Source organism: Thioclava dalianensis (assembly GCF_000715505.1).
In the GTDB taxonomy this organism is placed as follows: Bacteria; Pseudomonadota; Alphaproteobacteria; order Rhodobacterales; family Rhodobacteraceae; genus Thioclava; species Thioclava dalianensis.
In genome coordinates this window covers 1-14,097 of record NZ_JHEH01000002.1, presented here as the reverse complement: position 1 = coordinate 14,097, position 14,097 = coordinate 1, and the positions used below count along the sequence as shown (strand labels likewise).

Annotated in this window: 12 protein-coding genes, 1 tRNA gene and 1 pseudogene; 9 read left to right on the top strand and 5 right to left on the bottom strand. The window is 63.7% G+C overall.

Annotated elements, in window-relative coordinates; genetic code table 11:
- Positions 1-50 precede the first annotated feature (50 nt).
- Together DL1_RS22335 and DL1_RS22330 are read right to left on the bottom strand one after the other, a co-directional pair.
- A complete protein-coding gene (locus DL1_RS22335) occupies positions 51-671 on the bottom strand; it encodes a DMT family transporter (RefSeq protein ID WP_428837384.1) in 621 nt (206 codons plus the stop codon).
- 34 nt (positions 672-705) lie between these two features.
- Positions 706-1,029: pseudogene (locus tag DL1_RS22330) on the bottom strand (EamA family transporter); the annotation flags it as partial.
- Positions 1,030-1,107: 78 nt separating this feature from the next.
- Here DL1_RS22330 and DL1_RS01705 point away from each other — a divergent pair.
- Entirely contained in the window at positions 1,108-1,635 is a 528-nt protein-coding gene (locus DL1_RS01705; protein WP_081856224.1) for a MarR family winged helix-turn-helix transcriptional regulator, read from the top strand.
- Here the strand turns inward: DL1_RS01705 and DL1_RS01700 are convergent.
- Complete coding sequence (locus DL1_RS01700) at positions 1,607-1,996, bottom strand: GFA family protein (protein WP_051693239.1); 390 nt, start codon at positions 1,994-1,996, stop codon at positions 1,607-1,609. The genes DL1_RS01705 and DL1_RS01700 overlap by 29 nt on opposite strands.
- 155 nt (positions 1,997-2,151) lie before the next feature.
- The gene (locus DL1_RS21130; RefSeq protein ID WP_162178728.1) at positions 2,152-2,568 is read right to left on the bottom strand and encodes an META domain-containing protein; all 417 of its coding nucleotides are present in this window, start codon (positions 2,566-2,568) and stop codon (positions 2,152-2,154) included.
- Positions 2,569-2,776: 208 nt separating this feature from the next.
- Between DL1_RS21130 and DL1_RS01690 the strand changes: the two genes are divergently transcribed.
- From DL1_RS01690 to DL1_RS01655, 8 genes are all read left to right on the top strand, one after another.
- On the top strand, positions 2,777-4,744 hold the full coding sequence (locus tag DL1_RS01690; protein WP_038061618.1) for a heme lyase CcmF/NrfE family subunit: 1,968 nt from the start codon (positions 2,777-2,779) through the stop codon (positions 4,742-4,744).
- A 3-nt stretch (positions 4,745-4,747) separates the two neighbouring features.
- On the top strand, positions 4,748-5,218 hold the full coding sequence (locus tag DL1_RS01685; protein WP_038061615.1) for a cytochrome c-type biogenesis protein: 471 nt from the start codon (positions 4,748-4,750) through the stop codon (positions 5,216-5,218).
- A gap of 129 nt (positions 5,219-5,347) precedes the next feature.
- A complete protein-coding gene (locus tag DL1_RS01680) occupies positions 5,348-7,642 on the top strand; it encodes an arginine/lysine/ornithine decarboxylase (protein WP_038061613.1) in 2,295 nt (764 codons plus the stop codon).
- A gap of 147 nt (positions 7,643-7,789) precedes the next feature.
- Positions 7,790-8,566 carry an enoyl-CoA hydratase-related protein gene (locus tag DL1_RS01675; RefSeq protein ID WP_038061611.1) on the top strand — a complete coding sequence of 259 codons (777 nt, stop codon included), beginning with the start codon at positions 7,790-7,792 and terminating at the stop codon, positions 8,564-8,566.
- Between the two features lie 42 nt (positions 8,567-8,608).
- Positions 8,609-8,694: transfer RNA gene (locus DL1_RS01670), tRNA-Leu, on the top strand.
- A gap of 132 nt (positions 8,695-8,826) precedes the next feature.
- A complete protein-coding gene (locus DL1_RS01665) occupies positions 8,827-10,608 on the top strand; it encodes an ABC transporter transmembrane domain-containing protein (protein ID WP_038061608.1) in 1,782 nt (593 codons plus the stop codon).
- Positions 10,609-10,818: 210 nt separating this feature from the next.
- Positions 10,819-12,708: an acyl-CoA synthetase gene (locus tag DL1_RS01660; protein WP_038061605.1), complete on the top strand. Its 1,890-nt coding sequence runs from the start codon at positions 10,819-10,821 to the stop codon at positions 12,706-12,708.
- A 214-nt stretch (positions 12,709-12,922) separates the two neighbouring features.
- On the top strand, positions 12,923-13,642 hold the full coding sequence (locus DL1_RS01655; RefSeq protein ID WP_143081592.1) for a PEP-CTERM sorting domain-containing protein: 720 nt from the start codon (positions 12,923-12,925) through the stop codon (positions 13,640-13,642).
- A 92-nt stretch (positions 13,643-13,734) separates the two neighbouring features.
- On the opposite strand, the gene DL1_RS01650 is transcribed toward DL1_RS01655, so the two are convergent.
- Positions 13,735-14,097 (bottom strand): amidohydrolase family protein (locus DL1_RS01650; protein ID WP_038061596.1); only part of this gene is annotated, 363 nt, incomplete at its 5' end.

Genomic DNA, 14,097 nt, shown 5'->3' with positions numbered 1-14,097 from the left:
GTCAGATCACAGGGCCCCCGCTGCGCGCGGGGGCCTGTTTTGTTTGACGCTCACAGCGCGCGGGTCTCGGGGGTGGTAGGGGGCGCGATCCGCGTCTGGCCCCGGTTGATCCGCCCCGCGAGCCAGACGCTGCCCAGCACGATCAGCGCGCCCAAGGTTTGCACCCGCCCAAGCCGCTCTCCCAGCACGAGCCAGCCCAGCACGACCGCGCTCAGCGGGCTGAGAAAGCCAAAACTGGTGACGGCGGCGGGCCCCAGCCGGGCGATCCCGCGAAACCAGAAGAAATAGCTGATCGCCGCCCCGAACAGCCCAAGCCAGAGAAAGCCCGCGATGTTGCGTACCGAGAGCGGCGGCAGGGCGGGCTCCAGCGCGAAGGCCAATGGCGCGAGCAGCAGGCCACCCGCCGTGAGCTGCCACGCGGTGAAGGTCAACGCGGGCACAGGCGGCTGCCATCTGCGCGTTAGAACAACGCCCGCCGCCATCGAGCCCGCGCCAATCAGCGCCGCCCCCACGCCCAGCGGATCGAGCTTCGCATGCGGCTGCAAGACCAGCAGCGCCACACCCACGAGCCCCAAAACCGCCGCACCAAGCGCCCCGCGTGACAGCGGCGTGCCCAGCCACCCCCGCGCCAGCAGCAGTACGATCACCCACGAGCCCAAAACCCGCCGCACCAAGCGCCCCGCGTGACAGCGGCGTGCCCAGCCACCCCCGCGCCAGCAGCAGTACGATCAGCGGCTGCACCGCGCCCAGCACCGCCGCGACCCCGCCCGGCAGGCGATAGGCCGCGACAAACAGCGCCGCCCAAAACAGCGTGAAATTCAGCGCGCCGAGCAGGAAGACCCGGCCCAGCCAGCGCCGCTCGGGCAGCTGGCGCACAACCAGCAGCAAGATCAGCCCGGCGGGCAGGGCGCGCAGCATCGCGGCGGTGAGAGGATAACCCGGCGGCAGCAACTGGCTCGTGACGATATAGGTGCTGCCCCAGATCACGGGGGCCGAGGCGGTCAGGACTACGTCGAGTTGGCGGGGCATCGGAACTCCTTTTATCTTGACGTCAAGATATATCGCGACATCTTGACGTCAAGATAAATTTCCAATGCAATGTCTTTCATGGATCAGGTCGATAGAATTTTGGAGCAATGGCGGGCCGAGCGCCCCGATCTCGATGTCTCCGCGATGGGGGTGCTGGGGCGGCTCAAGCGCCTGCATGATGCGCTGTTGGCGGAGCTTGCGGCCCTCTACAGCGCCCATGGGCTCAACGCGGCAAGCTTTGATGTTCTGGCGACCTTGCGGCGCTCGGGCGCGCCCTATGCGCTCAGCCCGTCGGATCTGATGGCATGGACGATGGTGACATCGGGCACGATGACCAACCGGCTGGACAGGCTTGAGGCGCGCGGCTTGATCGCGCGCAAGCGCAACCCTCAGGATGGGCGCGGCTCGGTCGTGGCGCTGACGGAGCCGGGCTTTGCGGTGATCGAGCAGGTCGTCACCGCGCATGTCGCCAATCAGCACCGGTTGCTGGCAGCGCTTGATCCAGACCAGCGCGAAGCGCTCGATGCTTTGCTCAAGACATGGCTTGGTGCCTTTGAGCCGGTGCCGGAGCCCGCGTCTAGCGCGGCTGATCGGATGGGTGATTGACCCCGTCATTCCACGGCACGGGATCGAGGTCGCGCGGGTTCACGCCCTCCAGGCAGGCTGCGTTGACACCATATTGCTCTGGGTTCGAGCGGCGCTGGTGATGCGTGTAATTCCCGCAGGTCTTGCAGAAATAGTGCTTCGCCGTGCCTGTGCCGAATTGATAAAGGCTCAGATTGTCCGCGCCCTGCACGATGCGGATGCCTGAGAGCGGCGCCGAGACCGCAATCGCGCCCCGTCTGCGGCAGAATGAGCAATCGCAGCGCCGTGCAGTGGCGAGCCCGTCCGACAGCGTGACCTCCATCTTCACCGCGCCGCAATGGCATGAAAACGGGTGGGGCGTCTGCAGCGTTGGTACTGTCATCGGGGGCTCCTGATCTGAGAGAGGGGGCGGCGCACGGGCCGCAAGCCGCGAGACGGTCTAGCGCGCGCGGAAGGCTGCCCAAAGCGTGCCCGGATCGATTTCAAGCATAGCGCTCCGCACAGCGCAAGTCCGGGGGATGGGGTCTCAGGCGAGCCTCAGGGCGTGGCGATCACCATCGGCTTGCCGCCCGCCATCAGCTCCAGCCGGTCGTCGCGGATCTCCACGGCATCGACCCGCGCAATCGCCGAGCGGAAGGCCTGCTCGACCGCCATCACGGGGCCCGGGCAGGCCATCCGGGTGCCTGCCAGCTCGCCAATGCGCACCCGGCCGTCCTGCTCCGAGATCCGCCCGTTATAGTGATTGCATCCCGAGCGCCCCGCGATCAGCCCGGCTTCGGGATGGGTGAGCGTCACCTCGATATCCTTGGGCACTGGCTTTCCGGCGATCTCGACCACTTCCCAGACCGCATTGGGCGCGACCGCTTCGAGCGGATCGGTGGGGTCGGATTTGCAGCCCGCAAGCGTCAGCGCAAGGGCCGCACCCGCTGCCATCCCAGTCCAGAGGTGTCGCATCGCTCTCTCCTTTTCGCGCCTGATCGGCAGGTCGTCCTGCAGGCGGCCTGCCTCAGGCAGACTGTGCACATGGGATCTTTTAGGGGGATCGCCCGGCGCGCGCCAGCCGCCCGCCATGTTTTCTATGCGACATCGGCGCGCATCCGGCTTGGCCCGCGTGGCGGTTCGCTTTATGGTGCGGTCTGCGCGGGCCAAAAGGATGTTTCCCATGATCAACGAACTCGGGCATTTCACGCTGATTCTGGCGCTTGCAGTCGCAGTTGTGCAGACGGTGGTGCCGTTGATCGGCGCGCAGAAGGGCTGGCGCGGCTGGATGGCTGTCGCTGATCCCGCGGCCACCACGCAGTTTTTGCTTCTCGCGATCAGCTTTGCGGCGCTGACCCATGCCTTCGTGGTCTCGGATTTCTCGCTCAAGCTGGTCTGGGCGAACTCGCATACCGACAAGCCGATGCTCTACAAGGTGACCGGGGTTTGGGGCAATCATGAGGGCTCGATGCTGCTCTGGGTGCTGATCCTGTCGCTGTTCGGGGCTGCGGCCTCGTGGTTCGGAAGCGCCTTGCCGCCGCGCCTGCGCGCCCGTGTGCTGGCTGTGCAGGGCTCGATTGGCGTCGCGTTTCTGATCTTTATAGTCTTCACCTCGAACCCGTTTCTGCGCCTTGCCGAGCCGCCCTTCAACGGGCAGGGGATGAACCCGCTGCTGCAAGATCCCGGCCTCGCCTTCCACCCGCCCTTCCTTTATCTCGGCTATGTCGGCCTTTCGATGGCGTTCTCCTTCGCGGTCGCGGCCTTGATCGAGGGCCGTGTCGATGCGGCTTGGGCGCGCTGGGTGCGGCCTTGGACGCTCGCGGCGTGGATCTTTCTGACCATCGGGATCGCGATGGGCTCTTGGTGGGCCTATTACGAGCTTGGCTGGGGTGGGTTCTGGTTCTGGGATCCGGTCGAGAACGCCTCCTTCATGCCGTGGCTTCTGGCGGGTGCGCTCTTGCATTCGGCCATCGTGGTCGAGAAGCGTGAGGCGCTCAAAAGCTGGACGATCCTGCTTGCGATCCTCGCCTTCGGCTTCTCGCTGATCGGGACGTTTATCGTGCGCTCGGGCGTGATCACCTCGGTGCATTCCTTTGCCTCGGACCCCAAGCGCGGTATCTTCATTCTGGCGATCCTCGGGGTGTTCCTGGGCGGAGCGCTGACGCTTTATGCCGCCCGCGCAGGCGCGATGCAGGCCAAGGGCGTGTTCTCGATGGTCTCGCGTGAAAGCGCGCTGGTCTTGAACAATATCCTGTTGGCGGTGGCGGCCTTGGTGGTGTTCGTGGGCACGATCTGGCCGCTCGTGGCCGAGATGGCCTTTGACCGCAAGCTCTCGGTCGGCGCGCCCTTCTTCGATCAGGCTTTCACGCCCTTTATGGTGATCCTCGCATTAGTGCTGCCTGTGGGCTCACTCATCCCGTGGAAGCGCGCGAAACTGGGGCGGAGCCTGCGCAACCTGATCCCCGCGCTGGTGCTGGCGCTCGCTTTGGGCGGGTTGGCTTGGGCGATGGAGACGGGCAATTCGCTGCTCGCGTTGATCGCAACCTTCCTTGGCGCATGGCTGGTCTTTGGTGCGGCCACCGAGCTGTGGCTGCGTGCGGCGCGCAAGCCTGCGCGCCTGTTGCGCCTGCCGCGTGCGGATTGGGGCAAGGCCACGGCGCATGGCGGGCTTGGTATCACCTTCATCGGGGTCGGGCTTTTGCTGGCGGGGCAGGTCGAGGATATCCGCGTGGCGCAGATCGGCGAGCGCTTTGGCGTGGATGGCTATGAGATCACGCTCAACTCGGTCAATGACGTGCAGGGCCCAAACTACACCGCAACCCGCGCGAAGATGACGGTCACGCGTGACGGCAAACCGATCGCCACCCTCTATCCCGAAAAGCGCGTCTTCCCGGTGCAGCGCATGCCCACGACGGAAGCCGCGATCCATGCGGGGTTCTGGGGCGACGTCTATCTGGTGGTCGGCGATCCTCAGGACAATGGCGGTTACGCGGTGCGGACCTATATCAAGCCCTTCGCGGATTGGATCTGGGGCGGCGCGATCCTGATGGCACTGGGCGGCTTGCTGAGCCTGAGCGACCGGCGCTACCGGGTCGCGGCGGGCGCGCGCAAGGCGCAGCTCTCGGCCCATCACGCAACACCGGCGGAATAAGCGATGCTTAGGTCACTCCTGCTCAGTTTTGTTTTGCTTATCTGGGCCGCGCCCGGATTTGCGGTGCAGCCCTCAGAGATGCTCAAGGATCCCGCCCTCGAGGCGCGGGCCCGTGAGATCTCGAAAGACCTGCGCTGCCCGGTCTGTCAGGGCGAGAATATCGACGATTCGAATGCCGATGTGGCGCGCGATTTGCGGGTGCTGGTGCGCGAACGGCTGAGCGCAGGCGATACCAATCAGCAGGTGATCGATTACATCACGGCGCGCTATGGCGAATATGTTCTGTTTAACCCCGAGAAGACCGGGGCCAATCTCGTGCTGTGGTATCTGGGGCCTGCGGTGTTTCTGATCGCACTGATCGGGGGCTTTGCCTATATCCGCTCGCGCCGCGAAGAGGACGACACCGCACGCGCGCCCGCGCTATCAGACGCGGAAAAGACGCGGCTCAATGAATTGATGGGCGACGACGCCTGAGCCGGGCCGGACCGCGCGGGGGCGTTGCGCACGCGGCTCGCTCTGCCTAGGCCTTGACGGGGCGCGCGCGGTGCTTGAAACACGCCTTATGCTTGCAAAGGCCATGACGTGGCCAGAAAGGGACGCGCGATGAAGTTCCGTTTTCCAATCGTCATCATCGACGAAGATTTCCGCTCCGAAAACACGTCCGGGCTTGGCATTCGCGCCTTGGCCTCGGCCATCGAGGAAGAGGGGTTCGAGATCCTCGGGGTCACGAGTTACGGCGATCTGTCGCAATTCGCCCAACAGCAAAGCCGCGCCTCGGCCTTCGTGCTGTCGATTGACGATGAGGAGTTTTCCGCAGGGCCCGAGCTGGATCCGGCGGTCGAGAAGCTGCGCGCCTTCATCGAGGAAGTGCGCTGGAAGAACTCGGATGTGCCGATCTTCCTGCATGGCGAGACCAAGACGTCGCGCCATCTGCCCAACGACATCCTGCGCGAGCTGCATGGCTTCATCCACATGTTCGAGGACACGCCCGATTTCGTGGCCAAGCACATCATCCGCGAGGCCAAGAGCTATCTCGAAGGCATTCAGCCGCCCTTCTTCAAGCAGTTGCTGGATTACGCCGAGGATGGCTCTTACTCGTGGCATTGCCCGGGCCATTCGGGGGGCGTGGCCTTCCTGAAATCGCCGATCGGGCAGATGTATCACCAGTTCTACGGCGAGAACATGCTGCGCGCGGATGTGTGCAATGCGGTCGAAGAGCTGGGGCAACTGCTCGATCATAACGGTGCCATTGGCGCGTCTGAGCGTAACGCGGCGCGGATCTTCAACGCCGATCACTGCTTTTTCGTGACCAACGGCACCAGCACCAGCAACAAGATGGTCTGGCACCACACGGTCGCGCCCGGCGATGTCGTGGTGGTGGACCGCAACTGCCACAAATCGATCCTGCATGCGATCATCATGACCGGCGCGATCCCGGTCTTCTTGCGGCCCACGCGCAACCATTGGGGCATCATCGGTCCGATCCAGCGCTCGGAATTCGAGCCCGAGACGATCCGCGAGAAAATCCGCGCCAACCCGCTGCTCAAGGATTACGACGCCGACACGGTGCGCCCGCGCATCATGACGCTCACCCAATCGACCTATGACGGCGTGCTCTACAACACCGAAGTGGTGAAGGGCATGCTCGATGGGTGGATCGACAACTTGCATTTCGACGAGGCTTGGCTGCCCCATGCCGCCTTCCACCCGTTCTACGGCCAGTTCCACGCGATGGGCCGCAAGCGCGGGCGCACGACCAAGTCGATCACCTATGCGACGCAATCGGTGCACAAGCTGCTGGCCGGGATCTCGCAGGCGAGCCATGTGCTGGTGCAAGACAGTGAAGAGGTGGCGCTGGACCGCCCGCTCTTTAACGAGAGCTATCTGATGCACTCCTCCACCAGCCCGCAATACTCGATCATCGCAAGCTGCGATGTCGCAGCGGCTATGATGGAGCCTCCGGGCGGCACGGCGCTGGTCGAGGAAAGCATCGTTGAAGCGCTCGATTTCCGCCGGGCCATGCGCAAGGTCGAAGAGGAATACGGCTCGGATGACTGGTGGTTCCAGGTCTGGGGTCCGGCCGATTTCGATCATGTCGAGGATGGCATGGGCGAGCAAAACGACTGGATTTTGCAAAAGACCGATGCCGAGGGGCTGGAAAGCGGCGGCTCTGACAGCTGGCACGGCTTTGGCCATATGGCGCCGCGCTTCAACATGCTCGACCCGATCAAGGCCACGATCATCACGCCCGGCCTCAATCTGGACGGACGGTTTGACACCAGCGGGATCCCTGCCTCAATCGTGTCGAAATACCTCGCCGAACATGGCGTTGTGGTCGAGAAGACCGGGCTCTACAGCTTCTTCATCATGTTCACGATCGGCATCACCAAGGGCCGCTGGAACACGCTGCTGGCCGCACTCCAGCAGTTCAAGGATGATTACGACCGCAACCAGCCGCTCTGGCGCGTGATGCCGGAGTTTTCGGCCAAACATGCGCGCTACGAGCAGATGGGGCTGAAAGATCTCAGCCAGCATGTCCACACGCTTTATGCGAAATACGACGTGGCGCGGCTTTCGACCGAGATCTATCTCAGCGATCATATGCCTGCGCTCACGCCCTCGGATGCGTTTGCCCATATCGCCCGGCGCAAGACCGAGCGGGTGCCGATTGACGAGCTGGAAGGGCGCATCACCACGAGCCTTGTCACCCCCTATCCGCCGGGCATTCCGCTGTTGATCCCGGGCGAGGTGTTCAATGCCAAGATCGTGGATTATCTGCGCTTCAACCGCGATTTCGCGCGCGAATGCCCCGGATTTGAGACCGATATCCACGGTCTGGTCACCGAAAAAGCGGCAGACGGGACGTTGACGTATTTTGCCGATTGCGTCGCGCGCTAAGCACGGCCTGAGCGAATGACGGGGCACCGGGCCGAAAGGTCCGGTGTCTCTCTATGCGCGGGCCGCATGGCGAGGTGACGCAGTGTTCTTCTTTCGCTTTTGGCGGCGGTCGGTATCCTGCGGCCAACCAGATGAGGGAGGCACGCGATGACATTTCAGGCCATCAGCTACGCGATTGAAGAGGGCGTGGCGCAGATCACGCTCAACCGCCCGGACGTGATGAATGCGCTCAACACGCAGATGCGCGCCGAGCTGCATGAGGCGATTACGCGCGCGCAGACCGAGGCGCGGGTGATCGTGATCACCGGCGCGGGGCGGGCGTTTTGCTCAGGTCAGGATCTGGGCGATGGGGTGTCCGCCGCCGGGCTGGATCTGGAACGCGTGCTGCGCGAGGAATATGAGCCGCTTCTCAAGGCGATCTATGACTGCCCGGTGCCGGTGATTTCGGCGGTGAACGGAGCGGCGGCAGGGGCAGGGGCCAATCTTGCGCTGGCCGCCGATGTGGTGATCGCCGCGGATACGGCGGTCTTCGTGCAGGCCTTCACGCGGATCGGGCTGATGCCGGATGCCGGGGGCACCTATTGGCTGCCGCGTCAGGTGGGATTCGCGCGTGCGATGGGGCTTGCGCTCTTTGCCGATACGATCACCGCCCAACAGGCGCTCGATTGGGGGATGATCTGGGAGGCCGTGCCGCAGAGCGAGTTCGACGGGCATTGGCGTGCGCGCGCGGCGCATCTGGCGAACGGGCCGACGGTGGCCTATCGCGCGGTCAAGCGCGCTTTGCGTGAAAGCTACAGCAACGATCCCGCAGCCCAGCTGGAACTGGAGGCCGCCTTGCAGGGCGAACTGGGCAAGAGCCATGATTTCCGCGAGGGCGTGATGGCGTTTCTGGAGAAACGTGCGCCGCGCTTTGAGGGCCGTTGAGGCTTGTCAGCGCCCGCGCGGCGCGGTAGCCAAGGCACCGCTGCGGGCGTGGCGAAATGGTAGACGCATGGGACTTAAACTCCCTGGGCCGAGAGGCCGTGCCGGTTCAAGTCCGGCCGCCCGTACCACTCCTTCTGACCACTGCAAAGTGAGCATTTGTGAGGCCAAAGCCGCCCTCCGGGGCGGTCGCGGACCCCATTCGAGGCTTGCCCCATGGGGGGATGGCCCCTAAACCCTTGGGCGGTAACGAGGGGAATTCCATGGCGCGCAGACCTACCGGACCGGCCGATGATCGGCCCAAGACCAAGAAAATCGGTGCACTTCGGGGACTCGCGCCTTTCGTGGCCCCCTATAAGGGCTATGCGGCGGGTGCGCTTGCGGCTCTGGTGGCGACGGCTGCGATCTCGCTGATCCTGCCGCTGGCTGTGCGCCGGGTGGTCGATGGCTTCCAGAAGGGGGCCGCGCTGCTTGATCAGTATTTTGGCGCCGCGCTGTTCATCGCATTGCTTCTCGCGATCGGAACGGGCGCGCGCTATTACCTCGTGACGCGCTTTGGCGAGCGGGTCGTGGCCGATATCCGCAAGGCGGTCTTCGCCCGCGTTATCACCATGAGCCCCGCCTTTTTCGAGCGGATCCTCACCGGCGAGATCATCTCGCGCATCACCACCGACACGACGCTGATCCTGTCGGTCATCGGCTCGTCGGTCTCGGTGGCGTTGCGCAACCTGCTGATCCTCGTGGGCGGGATGGTGATGTTGCTGTTCACCTCGGCCAAGCTGACCGGGCTGGTGCTGCTGGTCGTGCCGCTGGTGGTGATCCCGATCGTCGTGCTGGGGCGTCGCCTGCGGACATTGGGGCGCGAGAACCAGGACTGGATCGCCAACAGTTCGGGCTCGGCTTCGGAATCACTTCTCTCCGCGCAAACCGTGCAGGCCTTCACCCATGAGCCGATCACCCGCGAGCGGTTTTCCTATGTGACAGAGCAGGCGTTCCTGTCGGCCAAGAAGCGCATCGGCACCCGTGCGGTGATGACGATGATCGTGATCTTTCTGGTCTTCGCGGGCGTCGTGGGCGTGCTGTGGATCGGCGCGCGCGATGTGCGCTCGGGCGAGATGTCGGTGGGCGAGCTGGTGCAGTTCGTCATCTATGCGGTGATGGTTGCGGGCTCGGTGGGCGCGCTTTCCGAGATCTGGTCGGAATTGCAGCGTGCGGCGGGCGCGACCGAGCGGCTGGTGGAACTTTTGCAGGCCACGGATACCGTGCTCGATCCCGAGCATCCGGTGCCGCTGCCGATGCCCGCCAAGGGCGCGATCCGTTTCGAGGATGTCTCATTCCATTACCCGTCGCGGCCACAGGCCTCTGCGCTTGAACATGTCGATCTTGAGATCGCACCGGGCGAGACCGTGGCGCTGGTCGGCCCCTCGGGGGCGGGTAAGACCACGATGATCCAGCTCATCCAGCGGTTCTGGGACCCCGAGACGGGCCGGGTTACGATTGATGGCTATGATCTGCGCGAGATGGCGCGGGTCGATTTTCGCCAAGCGGTGGCGCTCGTGCCGCAGGATCCGGTGGTGTTTGCCGCCTCCGCCCGTGACAATATCCGCTTTGGCCGCCCCGATGCCTCGGACGCAGAGGTCGAAGAGGCCGCCCGCGCAGCCCATGCCTATGACTTCCTTGCAGCCCTGCCCGAGGGGCTCGACACCTATGTCGGCGAGCGCGGCGTGATGCTGTCAGGAGGCCAGAAACAGCGGATCGCGATTGCCCGGGCGATCCTGCGCGAAGCGCCGATCCTGCTGCTCGACGAGGCCACATCGGCGCTCGATGCTGCCTCCGAGCGCGCCGTGCAGGCCGCTGTCGACCAGCTCGCGCGCACCCGCACCACGGTAATCGTGGCCCACCGGCTCGCCACCGTGAAAAAGGCCGACCGGATCGTTGTCTTCGAAGAAGGTCGGATCGTGGCGCAGGGCACGCATGACAGCCTCGTGGCCGCGGGGGGGCTTTATGCCGAACTGGCCCGGCTGCAATTCACCGACGGTCTTTAAGTCATATCGCCGCAAGATCGGTGAAAGAGAGGGAGGGCGCCTTGCCGGGCGCCCTTTTTCATGGTTTTCCAAGGGGTGTATCCTCGCGTCACGAGGTCTGTGACGTGGCGTTGCAACGTAGCGCGCCTCTTGCCGTGATGGCGGCTTTTGAACCATCTTGGTCAGAGAGGCGCTGGAGGAAGCGGTTCGAGCCCCGGGGAGGATCAAGAGATGCAGAGATTTGCAACAGTCGCCGATCGCGACGCTGTGGAGGCCGAAAAACCGTGGGAGGCGCGCAAGCGCCCGGTGACGCTCTACGGGTTTCTCTCGGAGGTGGCAAAGACCCATGGTTCGCGCCCGGCGCTGTCGTTTCAGATTCTGTCGGGTCCGACCGACAAGGCCGAGACGCTGAGCTGGCAGCAATTGCATGCGCAGGTCACGCAATGCGCCAATCTGTTGCGCCATCTGGGAATCGGTCCCAAGGACACGGTCGCTTATATGTTGCCCAATGCGCTTGAGACGGCGGTGGTCTTGCTGGGCGGCGCAACCGCTGGGATCGTGAACCCGATCAACCCGCTTTTGGAGCCTGAACAGGTCGCGGCGATCCTGCGCGAGACGGGGGCCAAGGTGCTGGTCACGCTCAAGCCGTTCCCCAAGACCGATGTCGCGCAAAAGGCCGCCGAGGCGGTCCGGCTGGCACCCAATGTGAAGACGGTGCTCGAGATCGATCTCAACCGCTATCTCACGCCACCCAAAAGCTGGATCGTGCCCTTCATACGTCCGAAGCTTGAAGTGACGCATAACGCCAAGGTCATGAACCTCAAGGCCGAGGCGGCCAAGCTGCCCGGCGACACGCTGATGTTCGAGGATGTGCAGGAAGACCGGGTCGCGGCCTATTTCCACACCGGCGGCACCACGGGCATGCCCAAGGTCGCCCAGCACAAATATTCCGGCATGATCTATAATGGCTGGCTGGGCGGGCGGCTGTTGTTCAACGAGCAAGACGTGATGATGTGCCCGTTGCCGCTCTTCCATGTCTTTGCAGCCTATCCGATCCTGATGTCGGCCATTGCCTCGGGGGCGCATGTCATCTTCCCGACGCCTGCGGGCTATCGCGGTGATGGGGTGTTCGACAATTTCTGGAAGCTGATCGAGCGCTGGAAGGTGACCTTCCTGATCACCGTGCCCACCGCCGTCTCCGCCATGGTCCAGCGTCCGGTCAATGCGGATATCTCAAGCCTGCGTACCGCGCTGTCGGGCTCTGCACCCTTGCCGATCGAGCTCTATAACCGCTTCAAAGCGGCAACCGGGGTTGAGATCGCGGAAGGCTACGGGCTGACGGAAGCGACCTGTCTGGTCTCGGTCAATCCGGTGGATGGCAAGAAGAAAGTGGGCTCGGTCGGGATCCCGCTGCCCTATAGCCATGTGCGCATTTTGCTCAAATCGCCCGAGGGGTTTCGCGAATGCGGCGCCGATGAGGTGGGCGAGATCTGCGTGGCCAATCCCGGCGTCTTCGAGGGCTCGACATATACCGAGGCCGACAAGAACCACGATCTGTTCGCCGAGGAGCGGTTCTTGCGGACCGGCGATCTGGGGCGCATCGATGCGGAAGGCTATCTCTGGATCACCGGGCGCGCCAAGGATCTGATCATCCGGGGCGGGCATAATCTGGATCCCGCCGAGATCGAAGATGCGCTGCTCAGCCATCCGGCGGTTGCGTTTGCAGGCGCTATCGGTCAGCCCGATGCTTTCTCGGGCGAGCTGCCCTGCGCCTATGTCGAGCTGGTGGGCGGCGCCGAGATCAGCGTCGAGGCCTTGCTGGCTCACGCGCGCGACAACATCCACGAGCGCGCGGCAATCCCAAAATATCTTGAGATCATGGACGAGTTGCCGAAAACCGCCGTGGGCAAGATCTTCAAACCTGCGCTGCGCAAAAGCGCGATCACGCGGGTGCTTAACGGTGCGCTGAAAGAGGCGGGGCTCGAGGCGCATGTGGCCTCAGTCGTCGAGGACAAGAAGCGTGGCCTTGTGGCAAATATCGAGGCGAATGCGGCGTGCGAGGATGCCAAGCTGCGTCAGGTCTTGGGCGAATTCACGGTGCAGTGGGACCGGATTTCTTAACCAAGGCTTTCAAATCATAGCAAAACTTGGCGCGCGCATTCTTTGGGATGCGCGCGTTTTCTTTTCGCCGTGATCGCAAAATGAGACCGGATCTGCCACCTCTCCGCCTCATTCTGAGCGCATTTGATACTTAGAAAAAATGGCTAACGAATGATGAATCGCGCCCGGCAGACCAGACCGCGTCGCACAGGCAGGACAAGCAAGGTAAAGCGAAATGACCGTAAAACAGTCTATCTTGGCAATGATTGCGCTGGTGCTGGCAGGCTGGCTGGGCACGGGTGCGGCCCGCGCCGTGACGGTCGATCTCATTTCGAATGGCGGCTTTGAGGCAGGCAACCTCTCGGGGTGGAGCACGACCTCCAATAGCAGGGGGGAGCATTTCGATACCGTCCGTGGTTCGAATTCGCTTTTTGGTCAAAGGGCGATGAACGGGCGCTACGATGTGCAATACGATCCGCGCTATGCCGGGGTGTCGACGCTCACACAGTTTTTCACCGTGCCCGATGCTGTGGTCAACGCGACGCTTAATTTTACGCAGAAGATCGATCTCTTTGGCTATTTCAACGTGCCGCGCCAGCAGTTTAAGGCCTCGATCGTCAATTCCGTGGGCGCGGTGATCTCGCAGGTCTATTCGACCGCGCAGTCCGGGCTTCAATTGGGCGAGGGGCAGGCCTCCACGCTGAGCTTTGATCTGACATCGCTGATGCAGGCCAATGCCGGATCAGTGCTTGGTGTGCAGTTCTCGCTTGAGGCGCAGACCTATTCGATGAGCGCCACGCTCGACGATATTTCGATGATGGTTGAGACGCCCGCCGTTGTGCCGCTGCCGCCCACGATCTGGATGATGCTGGCAGCCCTTGGCCTGTTCGTGCTGATCGGCTGGCGCAAGCGCCAAACCCGCGACGACACGGCGTGCTGCGCGCAGGCGGCGTGACATCTGCACCTTAGCGCCCGCACGTTTTCCATGAGGTGAAAGACGACCCGCGTCCCGTCAGGGGGCATGCGCGGGTCGAGACGATTTCGATCTCAGCCGATGGTTTGGCGCGTCCCGGCGATCCAAGTGCCTGCAATCGCGCGGTCATCGCCCATCATGATCGTCGGGAAAAGCGCCTCCCAAATATCCTCGGCGCGGGCCTGACGCTGGGCAATCGCGGGCGTCGAGGCCAGATCCACGGCGATGAAATCGGCCTCCATGCCGGGGGCCAGCGCGCCGACCTTGTGCTCAATACGCAGCGCGCGGGCCGAGCCTTGGGTCGCCAGCCACCACAATTGAGCGGGATGCAGCGGTTGCCCGGTCAGTTGGCCGATCTCATAGGTGGCGGCCATCGTGCGCAGCATCGAAAAGCTCGATCCGCCGCCGGTATCGGTGGCAAGCCCGATCCGCTGGGG

Excerpts from the sequence above, each read along its gene's own strand:
- DL1_RS01685 (WP_038061615.1), top strand. The coding sequence starts at position 4,748 with ATGCTTAGGTCACTCCTGCTCAGTTTTGTTTTGCTTATCTGGGCCGCG.
- DL1_RS01665 (WP_038061608.1), top strand. The coding sequence starts at position 8,827 with ATGGCGCGCAGACCTACCGGACCGGCCGATGATCGGCCCAAGACCAAG.
- DL1_RS01705 (WP_081856224.1), top strand. The coding sequence starts at position 1,108 with ATGGATCAGGTCGATAGAATTTTGGAGCAATGGCGGGCCGAGCGCCCC.
- DL1_RS01655 (WP_143081592.1), top strand. The coding sequence starts at position 12,923 with ATGACCGTAAAACAGTCTATCTTGGCAATGATTGCGCTGGTGCTGGCA.
- DL1_RS21130 (WP_162178728.1), bottom strand. The coding sequence starts at position 2,568 with ATGCGACACCTCTGGACTGGGATGGCAGCGGGTGCGGCCCTTGCGCTG.
- DL1_RS01675 (WP_038061611.1), top strand. The coding sequence starts at position 7,790 with ATGACATTTCAGGCCATCAGCTACGCGATTGAAGAGGGCGTGGCGCAG.
- DL1_RS01680 (WP_038061613.1), top strand. The coding sequence starts at position 5,348 with ATGAAGTTCCGTTTTCCAATCGTCATCATCGACGAAGATTTCCGCTCC.
- DL1_RS01660 (WP_038061605.1), top strand. The coding sequence starts at position 10,819 with ATGCAGAGATTTGCAACAGTCGCCGATCGCGACGCTGTGGAGGCCGAA.
- DL1_RS01690 (WP_038061618.1), top strand. The coding sequence starts at position 2,777 with ATGATCAACGAACTCGGGCATTTCACGCTGATTCTGGCGCTTGCAGTC.
- DL1_RS01700 (WP_051693239.1), bottom strand. The coding sequence starts at position 1,996 with ATGACAGTACCAACGCTGCAGACGCCCCACCCGTTTTCATGCCATTGC.